At 61.6% G+C, this 14,674-nt stretch carries 12 protein-coding genes and 1 tRNA gene; 10 read left to right on the forward strand and 3 right to left on the reverse strand.

Going from position 1 to position 14,674, the window contains the following annotated elements:
- Positions 1 to 8: 8 nt before the first annotated feature.
- From JAO74_RS14210 to JAO74_RS14220, 3 genes are read left to right on the forward strand one after another with little or no spacing between them, the layout of a single operon-like run.
- Complete coding sequence (locus tag JAO74_RS14210; protein ID WP_199039415.1) at positions 9 to 1,490, forward strand: class I SAM-dependent DNA methyltransferase; 1,482 nt, start codon at positions 9 to 11, stop codon at positions 1,488 to 1,490.
- A complete protein-coding gene (locus JAO74_RS14215; RefSeq protein ID WP_199039418.1) occupies positions 1,487 to 2,947 on the forward strand; it encodes a restriction endonuclease subunit S in 1,461 nt (486 codons plus the stop codon). The genes JAO74_RS14210 and JAO74_RS14215 overlap by 4 nt, the downstream gene beginning before the upstream one ends.
- Positions 2,948 to 2,949: 2 nt before the next feature.
- Positions 2,950 to 4,050 (forward strand): PDDEXK family nuclease, encoded by a 1,101-nt coding sequence (locus tag JAO74_RS14220; RefSeq protein WP_199039421.1) that lies wholly within the window; start codon positions 2,950 to 2,952, stop codon positions 4,048 to 4,050.
- A 10-nt stretch (positions 4,051 to 4,060) separates the two neighbouring features.
- Here JAO74_RS14220 and JAO74_RS14225 read toward each other — a convergent pair whose 3' ends face one another.
- On the reverse strand, positions 4,061 to 5,401 hold the full coding sequence (locus JAO74_RS14225) for a tyrosine-type recombinase/integrase (RefSeq protein WP_199039424.1): 1,341 nt from the start codon (positions 5,399 to 5,401) through the stop codon (positions 4,061 to 4,063).
- Positions 5,402 to 5,624: 223 nt separating this feature from the next.
- Here JAO74_RS14225 and JAO74_RS14230 point away from each other — a divergent pair, with 223 nt between their 5' ends.
- From JAO74_RS14230 to JAO74_RS14245, 4 genes are all read left to right on the forward strand, one after another.
- Complete coding sequence (locus tag JAO74_RS14230) at positions 5,625 to 6,158, forward strand: helix-turn-helix domain-containing protein (protein ID WP_199039427.1); 534 nt, start codon at positions 5,625 to 5,627, stop codon at positions 6,156 to 6,158.
- Between the two features lie 927 nt (positions 6,159 to 7,085).
- Entirely contained in the window at positions 7,086 to 7,685 is a 600-nt protein-coding gene (locus tag JAO74_RS14235) for a hypothetical protein (RefSeq protein ID WP_199039429.1), read from the forward strand.
- A gap of 746 nt (positions 7,686 to 8,431) precedes the next feature.
- Complete coding sequence (locus tag JAO74_RS14240) at positions 8,432 to 9,064, forward strand: hypothetical protein (RefSeq protein ID WP_199039432.1); 633 nt, start codon at positions 8,432 to 8,434, stop codon at positions 9,062 to 9,064.
- 499 nt (positions 9,065 to 9,563) lie between these two features.
- A tRNA-Ser gene (locus JAO74_RS14245) sits at positions 9,564 to 9,633 on the forward strand.
- 34 nt (positions 9,634 to 9,667) lie between these two features.
- Here JAO74_RS14245 and JAO74_RS14250 read toward each other — a convergent pair.
- Entirely contained in the window at positions 9,668 to 10,453 is a 786-nt protein-coding gene (locus JAO74_RS14250) for a DUF2189 domain-containing protein (RefSeq protein WP_199039435.1), read from the reverse strand.
- Positions 10,454 to 10,503: 50 nt separating this feature from the next.
- Positions 10,504 to 10,989: a TspO/MBR family protein gene (locus tag JAO74_RS14255; protein WP_199039812.1), complete on the reverse strand. Its 486-nt coding sequence runs from the start codon at positions 10,987 to 10,989 to the stop codon at positions 10,504 to 10,506.
- A 41-nt stretch (positions 10,990 to 11,030) separates the two neighbouring features.
- Between JAO74_RS14255 and JAO74_RS14260 the strand changes: the two genes are divergently transcribed.
- Genes JAO74_RS14260 through bchO form a run of 3 tightly spaced genes read left to right on the forward strand, consistent with a single transcriptional unit; the run spans position 11,031 to position 14,556 of the window.
- Positions 11,031 to 12,005, forward strand: a complete 975-nt coding sequence (locus JAO74_RS14260) for an ATP-binding protein (RefSeq protein WP_233151047.1) — start codon at positions 11,031 to 11,033, stop codon at positions 12,003 to 12,005.
- 59 nt (positions 12,006 to 12,064) lie between these two features.
- Entirely contained in the window at positions 12,065 to 13,684 is a 1,620-nt protein-coding gene (locus JAO74_RS14265) for a magnesium chelatase subunit D (RefSeq protein WP_199039815.1), read from the forward strand.
- Positions 13,681 to 14,556, forward strand: a complete 876-nt coding sequence (gene bchO, locus JAO74_RS14270) for an alpha/beta fold hydrolase BchO (RefSeq protein WP_199039440.1) — start codon at positions 13,681 to 13,683, stop codon at positions 14,554 to 14,556. Before JAO74_RS14265 ends, bchO begins: the two co-directional genes overlap by 4 nt.
- Positions 14,557 to 14,674: the final 118 nt, after the last annotated feature.

Raw genomic sequence — 14,674 nt, forward strand, 5'->3', positions numbered from 1 at the left:
GATCCCGTATGAATCCCTCCGCCGACCTGGTGAACAAGCTGTGGCGCCTGTGTGCGCTGCTCCGCAAGGATGGCGTAACCTACCAGCAATATGTCACCGAGCTCACCTATCTGCTGTTTCTCAAGATGGCGTCCGAGCAGAAGGATGAGAGCCGCATCCCCGAGCAGTATCGCTGGAGCGCGTTGAAATCTGCAAATGAGACCGAGGTCCTGACGCGCTACCGCCAGGCGCTGATCGATCTGGGCGACGGTACCAAGATCGCCGACCGCTCGATCGTCGCGATCTTCCAAAATGCCGCGACGATCGTCCGTGAGCCCGTCAACCTGCGCAAGCTCATCGACGCGATCGACGGCCTGCACTGGTATAGCGAGGAGCGCGATGCGTTCGGCGATGCCTATGAGGGCTTGCTCCAGAAGATGGCGGAGGAAACCAAGCGCGGAGCTGGCCAGTATTTCACACCGCGCGTCCTGATCGACGTGATCGTCCATCTGATGCAACCCGAGCCGGGCGAGGTCATCCAGGATCCGGCGGCCGGCACCGGCGGCTTCCTTATTGCCGCCGACCGCTACATGCGCGCAATCACCGACGATTATTTCACCCTGTCGCCCAAGCAGCAGGCGTTCCAACTTAATCAGGCGATGCGCGGCATCGAGAACGTGCCCGACACCTTCCGTCTGCTCCAGATGAACCTGCATCTGCACAATATCGACCCCGATCACCTCGATCTGGCCGATACGCTAAGCCCGCGCGGCGCGGCGGCGAAATACAAGAATGCGGACCTGATCCTTACCAACCCGCCGTTCGGACCGGCTGGCGGTCCGCCGACGCGCGACGATCTGACGATCACAGATCGTGTCTCGTCCTATCAACTCCCCTTCGTCGAGCACGTCATCCGCTCGCTGAAGCTCGGCGGCCGGGCGGCGGTTATCGTGCCCGACAACATCCTGTTTGACGACGGCAAGGGCAAGCTCCTGCGCCAGCGCCTGATGAGCTGGTGCAACCTCCACACCATCCTGCGCCTGCCGATTGGCATCTTCTACGCGCAGGGCGTTAAGACTAACGTCCTCTTCTTCACCCGCTCAGACAAAGAGGCACCGCTTGAGGACGCGACCCAAGCTGTATGGATCTACGACGCCCGCGCCAACATGCCGAGCTACGGCAAAAACAGACCGTTCGGTATGTCCGACCTCGACGATTTCGTTGCGGCGTTCGGCGATGATTGCGATGGGCGTGCGGACCGGGCCGACGAGGGTGAGGGAGGCCGGTTCCGTCGTTTCGGACGCGAGGCGGTCGCTGCACGGGGCGACAATCTCGACATTAGCTGGCTTAAGGACACTAGTGGCGACCCCGAGGACGGGCTGGAAACACCCGACGAGATCGCCGCGGCGATCGAGCTGCATCTCGCCAACGCGATGGTCGAAGTGCGCGATCTAATTGAAGACATGGAGGAGAACGTGCCGGCGATCGTTCTGGCGGAGCCGGTAGAGTGACGTTGCCAAACGGATGGGCGGCTGCAACTATTGCCGAGATTGCCGACACGAAGCTCGGTAAGATGCTGGACGCTGCCAAGAATAAGGGCGATCACGTCCCGTACCTGCGCAACGTAAATGTTCGCTGGGGAGAGTTCGACCTATCCGACTTGTTCGACATGCGCGTCACGCCAGACGAGTATAATGATCTCGCAGTTCAGGATGGAGATCTTTTCGTCTGTGAGGGCGGGGAACCAGGACGTTCGGCTATTTGGTGCGGAGGTCCTCAACGCATCGTTTTTCAGAAAGCCCTTCACCGAGTTCGTACGCGCGCAGGGATTGAGCCGAGCTATATAGCCCGGTATCTCAAACATGCGGCGGATACGAACGCACTCTCTGACCTTTTAACCGGCAGCACGATCAGGCATTTACCGCAAGTTGGACTGCAAAGAATACAGCTTAACCTACCACCATCTGCTGAGCAACGTCGCATCGTCTCCAAGCTGGACGTGCTGACCGCCCGCCTCGCGCGTGCGCGGGTAGAGCTGGATCGGTTGCCGACGCTGTCTAGACGCAGCGAACTGTCAATCTTGCGCGCCGGCGTCACCGGCGCACTAAGTGAGGGATGGCGAGCAAATTCAGGTTTTGAGAGCACCTTCGAGTTGCTGAAACGCATCCCCATGCCGGTTCAGGGCAGAGGGGGGCGCGAGGCCACTGGTAAAGTAATTCAAGGAGTCGCAGCGTTAGCTGTTAATGATCCGGCTACGCCATTACCCGTTGGATGGGCTTGGGTGCCGCTCCTTCGCGTCGCGAAACAAGAAACCGGTCATACGCCGAGCCGCTCAAAGCCGGAGTATTGGGATGGAGGCGTGCCTTGGATCGGGATCCGTGACGCCGGTGCACATCACGGCCGGCCTATTGCCGAAACAATGCAGACGATCTCTACGGAAGGGCTCGCGAATTCGTCGGCGCGGTTGCTGCCTGCGGGAACAGTCTGCCTGTCTCGCACGGCATCGGTCGGGTACGTAACCATGATGGCACGGCCGATGTCTACCAGTCAGGACTTCGCCACTTGGACCTGCACTGAAGCTCTTATACCCGAATACCTGATGTACGTCCTGATGGCAGAAGGCGAAGACATCAAAAAGTTCGGGATGGGGTCGACCCACACGACAATCTATTTTCCAGAAGTTCGCGCGTTTCACATCGCTTTACCTCCGTTAAACGAACAGCGCGAGATCGTGGCGCGGATCAAGGCATCGCTTGCTCGCGCCAACCGCGTCGAAGCGGAGACCGTCCGCGCCCGCGCCCTCCTCGACCGGCTCGAGTCCGCAATCCTCGCCAAGGCGTTCCGCGGCGAACTGGTGCCGCAGGATCCGAATGACGAGCCTGCCAGCGTCCTGCTCGCCCGCATCCGCGTCGAGCGTGCCGCCGCGCCCAAACCGAAACGCGGACATCGCGCGGCGGCGGGTGCCTGACCATGCCGATCCGTCATAGCATCTGGAAGGTCGGCAGCTCACCTGCGCCGCTCGGTGAGTCAGCGTTGCCGAGCGAGGCGCTGCTCGAGCAGATGATCGTCGCTGCGCCGCAGATCCTCTCTGACGAATGGATGATCATCGGCCGGCAGGAAGATACAGGCTTCGGCGGCCGGATTGATCTGCTCGCGATCGCCCCCGACGGCGGGCTGGTCCTGATCGAGCTGAAACGCGGGCGCACGCCGCGCGACGTCGTAGCGCAGGCGATCGACTATGCGATCTGGGCCGAGGCGCTAGATGCGGAGGCGATCGGCCGCGTCTATGCACGCTTCTCGAACGGCGGTAATCTCGCCGCGGATTTCCGCGCGCGGTTCGGCCTGCTGCTCGACGAGGCGATGCTCAACCAGAGCCTGCAAATCGTCATCGTCGCGGCCAGCCTCGATGCCAGTTCGGAACGGATCGTCGGCTATCTTGCCAAGCGCGGGATCGCGATCAACGTGCTGTGCTTCCAGGTGTTCGACACCGCAGCCGGCCAGCTCCTGAGCCGCGCCTGGCTGATCGACCCGGTCGAAACACAGGTCGCGGCTACCGTCGACACACGACAGGGCGAGCGCGAGCCGTGGAACGGCGAATATTATGTCTCCTTCGGCCACGGCATGGGTCGCGACTGGGATGAGGCACGCCGCTTCGGCTTCATCTCGGCCGGCGGCGGTGCCTGGTATAGCGGTACGCTGCGGCTGCTCGATCCGGGTGACCGGGTCTGGGTTAAGGCGCCGGGATACGGCTTCGTCGGGGTCGGCGTGGTGCGCGGCGAGCCGGTGGCGATGCGCGACTTCGAGCTGCGCGACGGCGACGGCCCGGTGTTATCGGCGGCGGACATTCTTACCAAGGCCAGCTATCACAACGAATTCATCGACGATCTTGACCGCTGTGAATATTTCGTACCCGTAGAATGGATCGCTACCGTTGGCTTGGATGCCGCGATCCACGAGGTTGGCATGTTTGGAAACCAGAACACCGTCTGCGCACCGAAGACACCGAAGTGGCGCCATACTGTCGACCGGCTTAAAACGATGTTTCCAGCTTGGAGCAACGCTCCAAGATGAGCGTAAGGCGTCACACCATCAGGTGGAAAATCTTTGCCCTGTTATGATCGAGCAGGTGAGCTTTGGTCAGCTTGCCCACATCAGCCCAGAATGACTCCACTCCGTCAATAAACTGCGTGAGGTACTCCGGCCGAAGGTGTCGGTAATGCCGATTATTTGTGCCAGTACCTCGGTGGCCCGCTGCCGTCTCGATCTGAGCCTCCGGGACACCCCGTCTATGCATCTCCGTACTTGTGGTGTGTCGAAGGGTGTTGGGCGAGCCTAATCCAATCAGCTTCGGTCGCGGTACGGTTTCACCGAGCTTGTGCCTCGGCGGAAGCCATACTGGTTTGCCATCACCATCTAATGCCTGCTGACAGATCCCAGCGGCGACAAGCGTCTTATTAAATGCGTTCTTGATGCTGTCTGTGGGGAGGTATTCAAACCACGGCTCGCCGGTATCGCGATCGACGTGTCGCTTCTGCCACTGGATCGCGCGCCCTTGATATAGCTCTAGCCACGGCGCAAGCGTCGGGCAGATCGGGACGATCGATCGCCGCTTCTTGGTCTGTTGACGGCCGGGCGCATTGAAGTGAATGAGCCCGTCGCGAACCTGCTTGTCCTTATCGAGATCGAGAACCGCCTCTACCCGGGCATTGGTACTCAGCATAATCATCGCGAACATGTGAATGTGCTGGCGGTCTCTAAGCGACCATGCCGCCTCCAGCAGCTGCGCAACCTGTTCCACACTGTAGACTACGTCACGAGGCTCGCCCTTGTTCTTCACGTCTGGAACGAACGGTGCCGAGGCAATCATATTTCGCTTCCAAGCCCAATTAAGAGGCTGCCGAAGGGCTGCGGTATCTCGTGCGATTGTATGGCCGCTGACGCCCTGTTGAACTCGCCACGCATGGAAACGCTCTACAAGTGCCGAGTTGATGTCTGCGACCGTCGGTGGTCCAGAAAGGCGACCCGCGCTTCGCTCTTCAGCAAAGAATTGCAGCCAATGCGCGACCCCATTTGCATACCGCACCGGGTCAGCGAGGTTTGGTTGCGCATGTTCGATAAGCCAATCAGCCATGAGCTTCTCGACATAAACCTGAGCAATCGGGGCCTCGACGGGCTTTTGGTTTGATAGGTAGTGCTCGGCTAAAGCGTCTTGGGCGGCCTTCGGCGGCTGACCCGTGTTACCGCCGCCAATGCCAAGCGACTTGCGGCATGTCCGACGTCCTCGGCCGTCTGTCCCATCAACATACCAGCAGATGGCCCAATCGTCTCGATCGGCGCGATACCAGAGCCAATAGGCGCCGAGCTCATGGCGCTTCGAGCCAACGTTCTTTGTGGCACGTGATCGTGGTTGTCCTGCTGGCATAGAGCATTCAATTCTTCGGCTTCGAGGGTGGCTATGACCGCGTACACGCGGGGGGACATGAGCACTTGAACCTGGGCGTGATCGAGATGCAGGCGACCACCATTGCGAACTGCCTTTCTGAGTTTGTTCGCGAGATCGTTACAAGCTGTCATGGTGTATGTGGTATCACATACACCATGACAGGTCTAGCTCTGCGCGCAGCGGAAACGCTAAGGTCGTGGTTGTGAAAGAGGATGTGAAAAGTGACCATCCGTTGGCCGGTACGAAAGCGGCACGTATGCTTGCTCAAGGCATACAGATGGCGGCTGAGCGCGATAAGCTGAGCCTTCGTGAGATTGCCAAGGCATTAGGTCACAAGAACCCATCCATGCTTTCGCAATGGGCTAATGGTCGTGTGCCCATCCCGATCGAGCGGGTCGCAGAGCTGGCTGATGCGTTGCAATTAGATGGCCAGTTGTTCATGCTGGCCGTGCTGTCCCAGCGCCATCCATCTGTGGACTGGGGTATCATCGAAGATCGACTCACGCCGGCTTACGCCTTTGTAGAACGGCTTCAGAGTATCGCTGGCAAGCCAATCGAAGAGTTTGAACCGGGACAGGTCAAGGTTATGAACGAGGTTGCGGCGGATCCGCAAGCAGACCGCCGTTGGATTTCGGCTCAAGAGTCGGAGATGATTGAAGCTCTTAGAATACTGACTTGGCCTATGGCGGATGACGAGGTTAGTAGGATTGCCGCAAAACTTTATTCCAATAAGTAATAGATAAATACCATGGTGATACGCACCGTCCTTATAATGCGGCAATTATCCAAGAGTATATCGGTCATAAGGCTGCGGATGGTCTCGTGGATGGCTAATATCCGCAAATTATTCGACCAATAGGCAGCATCCGGATGTTTGGCATGATTGTTTACTAGGACATGTCTAACATAGAACATATGCATAACCCGTCGTACCCTGTCAGTATAGGCGATGCACGCCATTAATTTGACCGCAAAGGATCAGTTAAATGGCCTCGTCACGGGATTGCTAGGGCAAGGTAAAGTCCAATCGGGCTTAAATATCATGGGCCGGGCGAAGGTGTACTGGAAACCATGAGAACTCTATGTTGATTAGTAATAATTGCGCAAAAACAACAATATATCGCTATTTTCCTGTATAACAGAAACTTGAAGGTGGCCATTAAGTTAAGGCGCAGCCGGAAACCACCGGCTGCCCGCTGGACGGCTTGAATGAGGCAGATGAAGCGGTAAGAGCCGCTTTTTGCATCAAGCGTATGGCATCATGGCGACATCAGACCCCAAAAATATCGATCAAATTGAACGTATTCTAAATCTATCCTATCGAAACCAGCTGTATTGGGCAGCAGGGTCGCATCCGTGGCAAGATATGACGCTGCCGGAAACCCCTATCGATTACGCGATGGTAAGTGAGATAGAAGGAAACGTCACCCGAATGCCACCTCTTGGGGGGCGGCCGTGTTTTGGAAATCCAATCGCATGGGCCGTGCATGGTGTCGTCGAAAGCATACCTACTAGAAGAGGGCCACAAAAGACACGGTGCGGAAGGTGTAAGGCACGTCCCGCATGTGGTCGGATTTCTGAAGCGCGACTATCCGTGACAGCGGAGGTTCAGGCGGCATACAGCAATTTTCGGAAGGCTGGGGGACCGTCAGGACTTGCTTCGTTGAACCGGGAGGGCGCCAAGCGGATGCTAGGAGGGCTCATACAGGTGTTGGTAGCACACGGTGAGTTTACCAGCGTGAACGACGCTTATGCACTTGCTTGGCCGGTCATGCGGAGGGAGCATATACGTCGCCAAGCAACTCTCCGACAGCAAATTCAGCGTCGTCGAAATGTCAAGACAGAGCTTAGCAATGGCCAAATCCCCGAGGTGCTTTCAATGCACATGGAGGTGGAGCGGCAGCATCGTTCTATCCGCTTCCGTGAATATGCCAAATGCAAGGAGGCGCCACTACAAATCAGGATCGACCCAGGCGGCGACAATGCTCGCTTTACCGCCGATGCGTGGCTTGCACGTGAACGACGGAAGATACGGCGTCAGTCTGTGACTGCATACGGTATTGCCAAGGAGCTGAAGGAAATTGAGCGGTCCTATGGTCTTGGCTTTGAAGTTTTGCGCGACCGAGTAAATAAGGCGTTGAAGCGCATTGAAATTTTAGAGGCGGCAACATTTCGAGAGTCTGGAGAAAGGGTGTGGGATCGCTTTGATGCTAAAATTGCCCTTAGGGATCTGATGGTTCCACCCCCCTACGAAGCCGTATGATGTGCAAGTGTCAAACCCCCTACGAAAGGCAGGGGTGAAGCTTGTTTCAACAAGTTCTGCGGGATGAAGGAACTTGGTCTGACCACCGACGGTACCCTACGAAAACACGTCACGCATTTTCGCAACCTTCTCTTGAAGAAGGTATTCGTGGGTGGGGTATCCTACCACCCACACAGAAAGAAAAAACAAGAGTGAATGGGCGCCTCGGTGTTCTCAACGTTAGCTTGACCATTATTTGAATAGGTGTCCCTCGGCGTTGACCCATTGTCAGTCTGTGAGTACCCCTTTGTCGTCCGTCGTTTAAGTGGTTAAGACGCGCGCCTTTCCTCAGGCCATTGGCCTGCCTTCCACCGCGTAATGCTGGGGTTCGATTCCTCGGCCGGACACCAATCATGCCGCTTGTGCTCAACCGAACGCCGCCTTTCCGACGCTTCCAGGGCCGCATCGGAAGTTCCACTTATCGTTTGAACACGATTTTCGTGGGTTTGGAAAGTATTGCTGAGGGTCGGTCCACCACTGGGGCTCTTGCTGTCAGTTGGCCTGTTCCTCCAATCGAAAAGGCTCGGCAAGTTGCTGATCAAGCTCGGATCTTCGCGTCTACCGGCGCTCTGGTTATGTCAACAGACCTACTTGACGTCTACGTAAGAGAACTAGCTAGGCAAGATTGGCTGACGTTTAAAGTGGAAGCTGCGAAGATAGCTACGAAAGCGGTAACACGGCCGAGTAATGCTGGGGGAGAGTATTCAATGAGCGAAAGGTTTGGTGCTCTTTGCGCAGATTTAGCGATAAGCTGCGACGTTGAGCTTGCAATCATCGATATGATTTCAAAGTGGCGGAATGTAGCCGTGCACACAGATGATAGATCGGTGAAGCTGGCTTCTTCCACGAAAGCAATCTTAAAGGACGCAGCTCATTCATTGCGTCAGAAAAATTCTCACATCGACATCAATCTGGCCGTCGAAAATCTCGAGAATAGAAAGATGCCAGTGCCGAAGGAGATTACGACGCTTATTTCCATGTCCGTAAACTTTTGCCGTAAAGTCGATCAAGCAGCGATCGTTCGAGTGGCGGGAAACCGCGAAGGGATGCGGCAAGTGGTGGACCGGATACTAGCTGATTGCCTTCAACAGAGTGACAAAGCGTCGGCAATGCTGGCAGAGCTAATGCAGGGCAGCTTGGATCGCAAGAAGCGTGGTTTGAGGAACGTCCTGAGAAATTTAGGAATCAGCGAATTAGCAACTACCCAAGGGCGATCGGCGGGGCGTCGGACAGATGACGGCGAAGCCCTCCCCGTCTCTGCCCTTCTCCCGGACAGCTACCTTGACGAGCTGGCGGAATTATCGTTGCCGCAGTTGAGGCAACGCTTTCTGCTTGCTTAAGTGTGACGGCGCGCTTTGTAGACTATGAGCGGCGCCATTGAGGATGAGGGCCACCAAGTGTTCTCGCAGCTGCACCAATACGTCCGGGAGGGTAACATCATCCAAATTTTCGCAATTGACCGCCTGGACTGCGACACGCTCAACGATCGCGCAATGGTCCATAGCTTATCGACAAGGGTGTCTCACCGACGTTCTGGACCTCGGCGTTATCGGTAGAGGCGTAGGGGAGCTGATCGTCGCCATCTTGGCGGAGTTGGCCGAAAGGGAGCGTCAGCGGATCAGGGAGCGGTACGAGAGCAGACGCAAGGCTGCCCATGTGGTACTTAGAGCGGCGGGTTGGACTCATAATGCCAAGGTGAGCTTGGTAAGCCCTAGAGCGGCCGACGGGAGCGAGGTCAGGGCGTGGCAGTAGGCGAACCTTGGTATCGCGCTGGTATCGCAAATGCTAAAAAGTGGGGGTCGATCAGGACTCTTAAACTACAAAAACTACCAGTTTTCAGCCCTTTTTGCATGATATTCTCGCATTCGTAATGCGGGGGTCACAGGTTCGAGTCCTGTAAGCGGCACCATATCATCGATCCATCCACCACCGTTGCCCGCTGTTCAGCGGACGACGACGCGCGTGTAGAGGTGCCAAGTGGCGTAGCCGAGCCATGGCAGCACCACCGCCAGCCCGATCGCGGCGGGCAGCAGGCCGAGCAGCAGCAGACCGGCGACGCGCAGACCCCAGCCGAACGCCTCGCGCGGATTCTTGCTGACGGCGGCGATCGAGGTGCGGACGGCGACGCCGGCGTCGACGGGCTTGTCGACGACCATCGGGAACGACACCCAGGTGAAGACCAGCGTCGCGATCGCGAAGGCCGCACCGGCGAGGTTGCCGAGCACGATCATCATCCAGCCGGCCTCGGTCGTGAAGACGCGGGACAGGAAGGCGGAGATATCAAGCGGGGCATCGACGCCGAAGGTGGCGCCGTAGATCGCATAGGCCACGATCAGCCAACCGACGAACAGCACGGCAAGGCCGGCGGTCAGCATCGCCAGCGGCGTGCGGCTGCGCCCGTTCAGGGGATCGAGGAAGTGCCACCAGCTCGAATCGCGACCCTCTTCGCGGCGGCGGGCCAGTTCGTAGAAGCCGGAGGCGACCGCCGGCCCGGCGATCGACAGCCCCGCCACCAGCGGGAAGAACAGCGGCAGCAACGGATCGTTGAACGTCACCACCACCGCGATCAGGCAGATCATTGGATAGAGCAGGCCGATGAACAACAGATCGCCGCGCTTCTCCTGAAAATCCTTCCATCCTTCCGCCAGGGCCCATTTCAGGTCGCCGTTATCGATCCGCCGGATGTCGGGGATGGTCGGAAGCGCTGCGGTGTCCTGAAAGGTCGGCATGGGGAGATCTCCATATCCTGTCGGCGCGGGCTACCCCCCGCGTCATGGGGTCAGTCGAATGGACGGTTGAGACGAACGATGGCGCTGTTCAGCCACGCGGCGAAGCTGACCCAGAGCAGGTAGGGAACGATGAGCAGGCTGGCGAAGGACGAGATCGGCCAGAGTCCGACGACCAGCGCGACGAGCGATGCCCACAGGAACACGACCTCGATCAGCGCCCAGTCGGGGCGGCGGGCGCGAAAGAACAGGGGGCTCCACAAGGCGTGCAGGACCGCGTTGGTCGCGAACAGGGTCACCACGCTGATCCGCGCCGTCCGGTCAGGCGCGGCGTTCCAGGCGATCACCGCCGACCATGCGGCCAGCCCGAGGATGATGGTCCAGGCCGGGCCGAACAGCCAATCGGGCGGTTGCAGCGCCGGTTTGCGCAGGTCGCGATACCATTCGCCGATCGGCGTCATCAGCCCGCCGAACACCCCGAGGAACAGGGCGACGGCGGCGGCCACGATGATCGGCGTCGAGGGCAAGACGGTGTCCATCTTGTGAAGTGTCCAACGCATGGTACACCTTGTGCGTGCGGATGTCCTTCCCCTTTTCTGCGATCGTCGGTCAGGACGAGATGAAGCGGGCGCTGCTGATCGCGGCGGTTGACGCGTCGGTTGGCGGCGTGATGGTGTTCGGCGATCGCGGCACCGGCAAATCGACCGCGGTGCGCGCACTGGCGGCGCTGTTGCCGCCGGTCGCGGCGGCGGACGCGGGGTATCAGGACGGCAGCCCGCGCAAGGGCAATGTCGCGGTGCCGTTCGTCGACCTGCCACTGGGCGCGACCGAGGACCGGGTGGTCGGGGCGCTCGATCTGGAACGGGCGCTCGGCGCCGGGGTGAAGGCGTTCGAGCCGGGGCTGCTGGCGCGCGCGCATGGTGGCTTCCTGTATATCGACGAGGTCAACCTGCTGGAGGATCATATCGTCGACCTGCTGCTGGATGTCGCAGCATCGGGCGAGAATGTCGTCGAGCGCGAGGGGCTGAGCGTGCGGCATCCCGCGCGGTTCGTGCTGGTGGGCAGCGGCAATCCGGAGGAGGGGGAATTGCGGCCGCAATTGCTCGACCGGTTCGGACTGTCGGTGGAGGTGCGCACACCGCAGGCTTTGAAGCAGCGCGTCGAGATACTGAAACGCTGCGATGCGTTCGAACGCGCGCCCGATGCCTTTGCGGAGACATGGCGGCGGGCGCAGCGCAAGACGTTGAAGCAGATCGCGCGGGGGCGGGCGGCGCTGGCGGCGGTGACGGTGCCGGATTCGGCGCTGACCTTCGCGGCACGGCTGTGCATGGCGGTGGGGGCGGACGGATTGCGCGGGGAGTTGACGCTGATGCGATCGGCGCGGGCGCTGGCGGCGCTGGACGGCGCGACGGTGGTGACCGCCGACCATATCGCGACGGTGGCGCCGATGGCGCTGCGCCACCGCTTGCGCCGCAACGTGTTGGACGAAACCGGATCGACGGCGCGGATCGAGCGGGCGCTGGACGATCTGGCTTTGGAGGACGCGGCGGCGTGAGCGGGGCGGGCGACGTGTCGTCCGATCGACCGGCGCCCGATGCGCTTTGGGACGCGGTGATGGCGGCGCGGCTGTGCGCGATTGATCCGGGTTTGAGCGGCATGGTCCTGCGCGGGGGTGGTGAGGTGCGCGATGCGGTGATCGCGACGTTGCGCGACGGGATGCCCGATGGCGCGCCGATGCGGCGGGTGCCGTCGCATATCGATGACGAACAGTTGCTGGGCGGGATCGACCTGACCGCGACATTGGCGTTGGGCAGGGCGGTGGCGCAGGCCGGTCTGCTGGCGGAGGCGGATGGCGGGATCTTGGTGCTGCCGATGGCCGAGCGGCTGTCCGATGCGGTGGCGGGGCGGTTGGCGGCGGCGATCGATTCGGGGGCGTCGCGGTTCGTGGTGGTGGCGCTGGACGATGGCATGGAGCCTGACGAACGGCCGCCGACGGCATTGATCGAACGGCTGGCGTTCCGGGTGGATTTGACGGAGGTCGTCAGGTGGCGGGGTGGCGAGGGATTGTCGCCGGACCTGTCGGCGCGTGACTCTTCCACGGCAATAACGGAAGCGGATGCCGTCGATGCGCTGGTCGCCAGCGCCGCTGCGCTGGGCATCGATTCGGCACGGGCCTCGCTGTTCGCGCTCAGGGCGGCGCGGGCGTCGGCCCGGCTGGCGGGTCGCGACTCGATGGCGGCGGAGGATGTGGCGCTGGCCGCTCGGCTGGTGCTGGGGCCGCGGGCCGTGCGGATGCCGGCGCCGTCGGACGAGTCCCCGCCCGACGCGCCACCGCCGCCGGCATCCGACGTTGGCGACGAGGAGCGGGGCGAGCCGGGTGCGCTCGACGACATCGTCCTGGCGGCGGCGCTGGCGGCGTTGCCCAGGGACATTCTCGCGCGCATCGCCGCCGGGCGCGGGCGCAAGACGACACGGGCGAGCGGGGCGGGCGAGCGGCGGGCCTCCGGCGCGCGGGGGCGGCCGATGGGCGCGCGGGCCGGCATGCCCGGCGGCGGACGGCGGCTGAGCCTGATCGATACGCTGCGCGCGGCGGCACCGTGGCAGCGGTTGCGCAGCGGCACGGGGGTGAAGATCCGGCGCGACGACCTGCGTATCCGCCGGTTCGAGACGCGGGCGCAGGCGCTGACGATCTTCGCAGTCGATGCGTCCGGCTCCTCTGCGCTCGCCCGGTTGGCGGAGGCCAAGGGCGCGGTCGAACTGTTGCTGGCCGAAGCCTATGTGAAGCGGGCGGAGGTGGCGCTGGTCGCGTTTCGCGGGGTGGCGGCGGAGTTGTTGCTGCCGCCGACGCGCTCATTGGTCCGGGCGCGGCGATCGCTTGCCGAATTGCCGGGTGGTGGGGGAACACCGCTGGCGGCCGGGATGAATGCGGCGCGCGAACTGGCGCAGAATGCGCGGGCGCGTGGGCGGACGCCGTTCGTCGTCCTGCTGACCGACGGTCGCGCCAACATCGCCGCCGACGGCACCGCTGTTCGGGCGGTGGCGGAGGCCGATGCCGAAGCGGCGGCGCGGGCGATCGGGGCGGCGGGGATCGCGGCGGCGTTCGTTGATATCTCGGCGCGACCGCGACCGGAGGGGGCGGCGCTCGCCGCTGCGATGCGCGCGCGCTATCTGCCGCTGCCGCGCGCCGATGCGGCGGCGATGCATGCGGCGGTACGCGCGGCGCAAGCCGGATGAGCACCGCGCCGTGCTGGGACGTGGAGGGGCGCGACTGGCCGAACCGGGCGCACAGCCGTTTCGTCGATGCCGGGCGGTTGCGGTGGCATGTGCAGGCATGGGGCGAGGGGCCGGTCTTGCTGTTGCTGCATGGTACGGGGGCCGCGACGCATAGCTGGCGGGCACTGGCGCCGTTGCTGGCGAAGTATTTCACCATCGTCGCGCCCGATCTGCCGGGGCATGGTTTCACCACGGGTCGGCCGGTCGGCGGGCTGTCGATGCCGGCGGTCGCGCGGGCAGTGGCCGATCTGTTGCGGGCGATGGCGCTCGTGCCACAGGTGATCGTCGGCCATTCCGCCGGCGCGGCGATCATGATCCGCATGACGATCGATGGACAGGCGGCGCCGGCCGCGCTGGTCGGTCTGGATGCCGCGTTGCTGCCGTTTCCGGGGCTCGCCGCGCAATTGTTTCCGGCGCTCGCCCGTGCGCTGTTCGTCAATCCGTTCGCGCCGCATCTGTTCGCGCAGATGGCGCGACGGTCGGGAGAGACCGGCCGGTTCCTGGCGCGCAGTACCGGGTCGCGGATCGATGCCGAGGGGGTGCGTTGTTACGAGCGATTGTTCGCGACGCCGGGGCATTGCGCCGGGGCGATCACGATGATGGCAGACTGGAATCTGGAAGCACTGCGCCGCGACCTGCCGCGCCTGTCGACGCCATTGCTGCTGGTGCATGGCGAGGGCGACACCGCGATCCCGATCGCCACCGCGCGCACGGCGGCGGCGATGGTCGGCGACGGGCGCGTGATGCCGCTCGCCGGACTGGGCCATCTGGCACATGAGGAGCGGCCGGGCGAGATGGCGGCGATCATTCGCCGGTTCGTGGAGGGCCGATGATGGGAAACTGGTCGTTCGGACTGCTCGACATGGCGATCGTCGGCGTGCCCGCGATCGTGTTCGGCATCTGGCAGCTGGTGTCGGTCAACCGTGCGATCGCGAAGGACCGGAAGCCGCC

Origin of the sequence: Sphingomonas mollis, from assembly GCF_016427505.1 — a bacterium.
Classification (GTDB): Bacteria; Pseudomonadota; Alphaproteobacteria; order Sphingomonadales; family Sphingomonadaceae; genus Sphingomonas; species Sphingomonas mollis.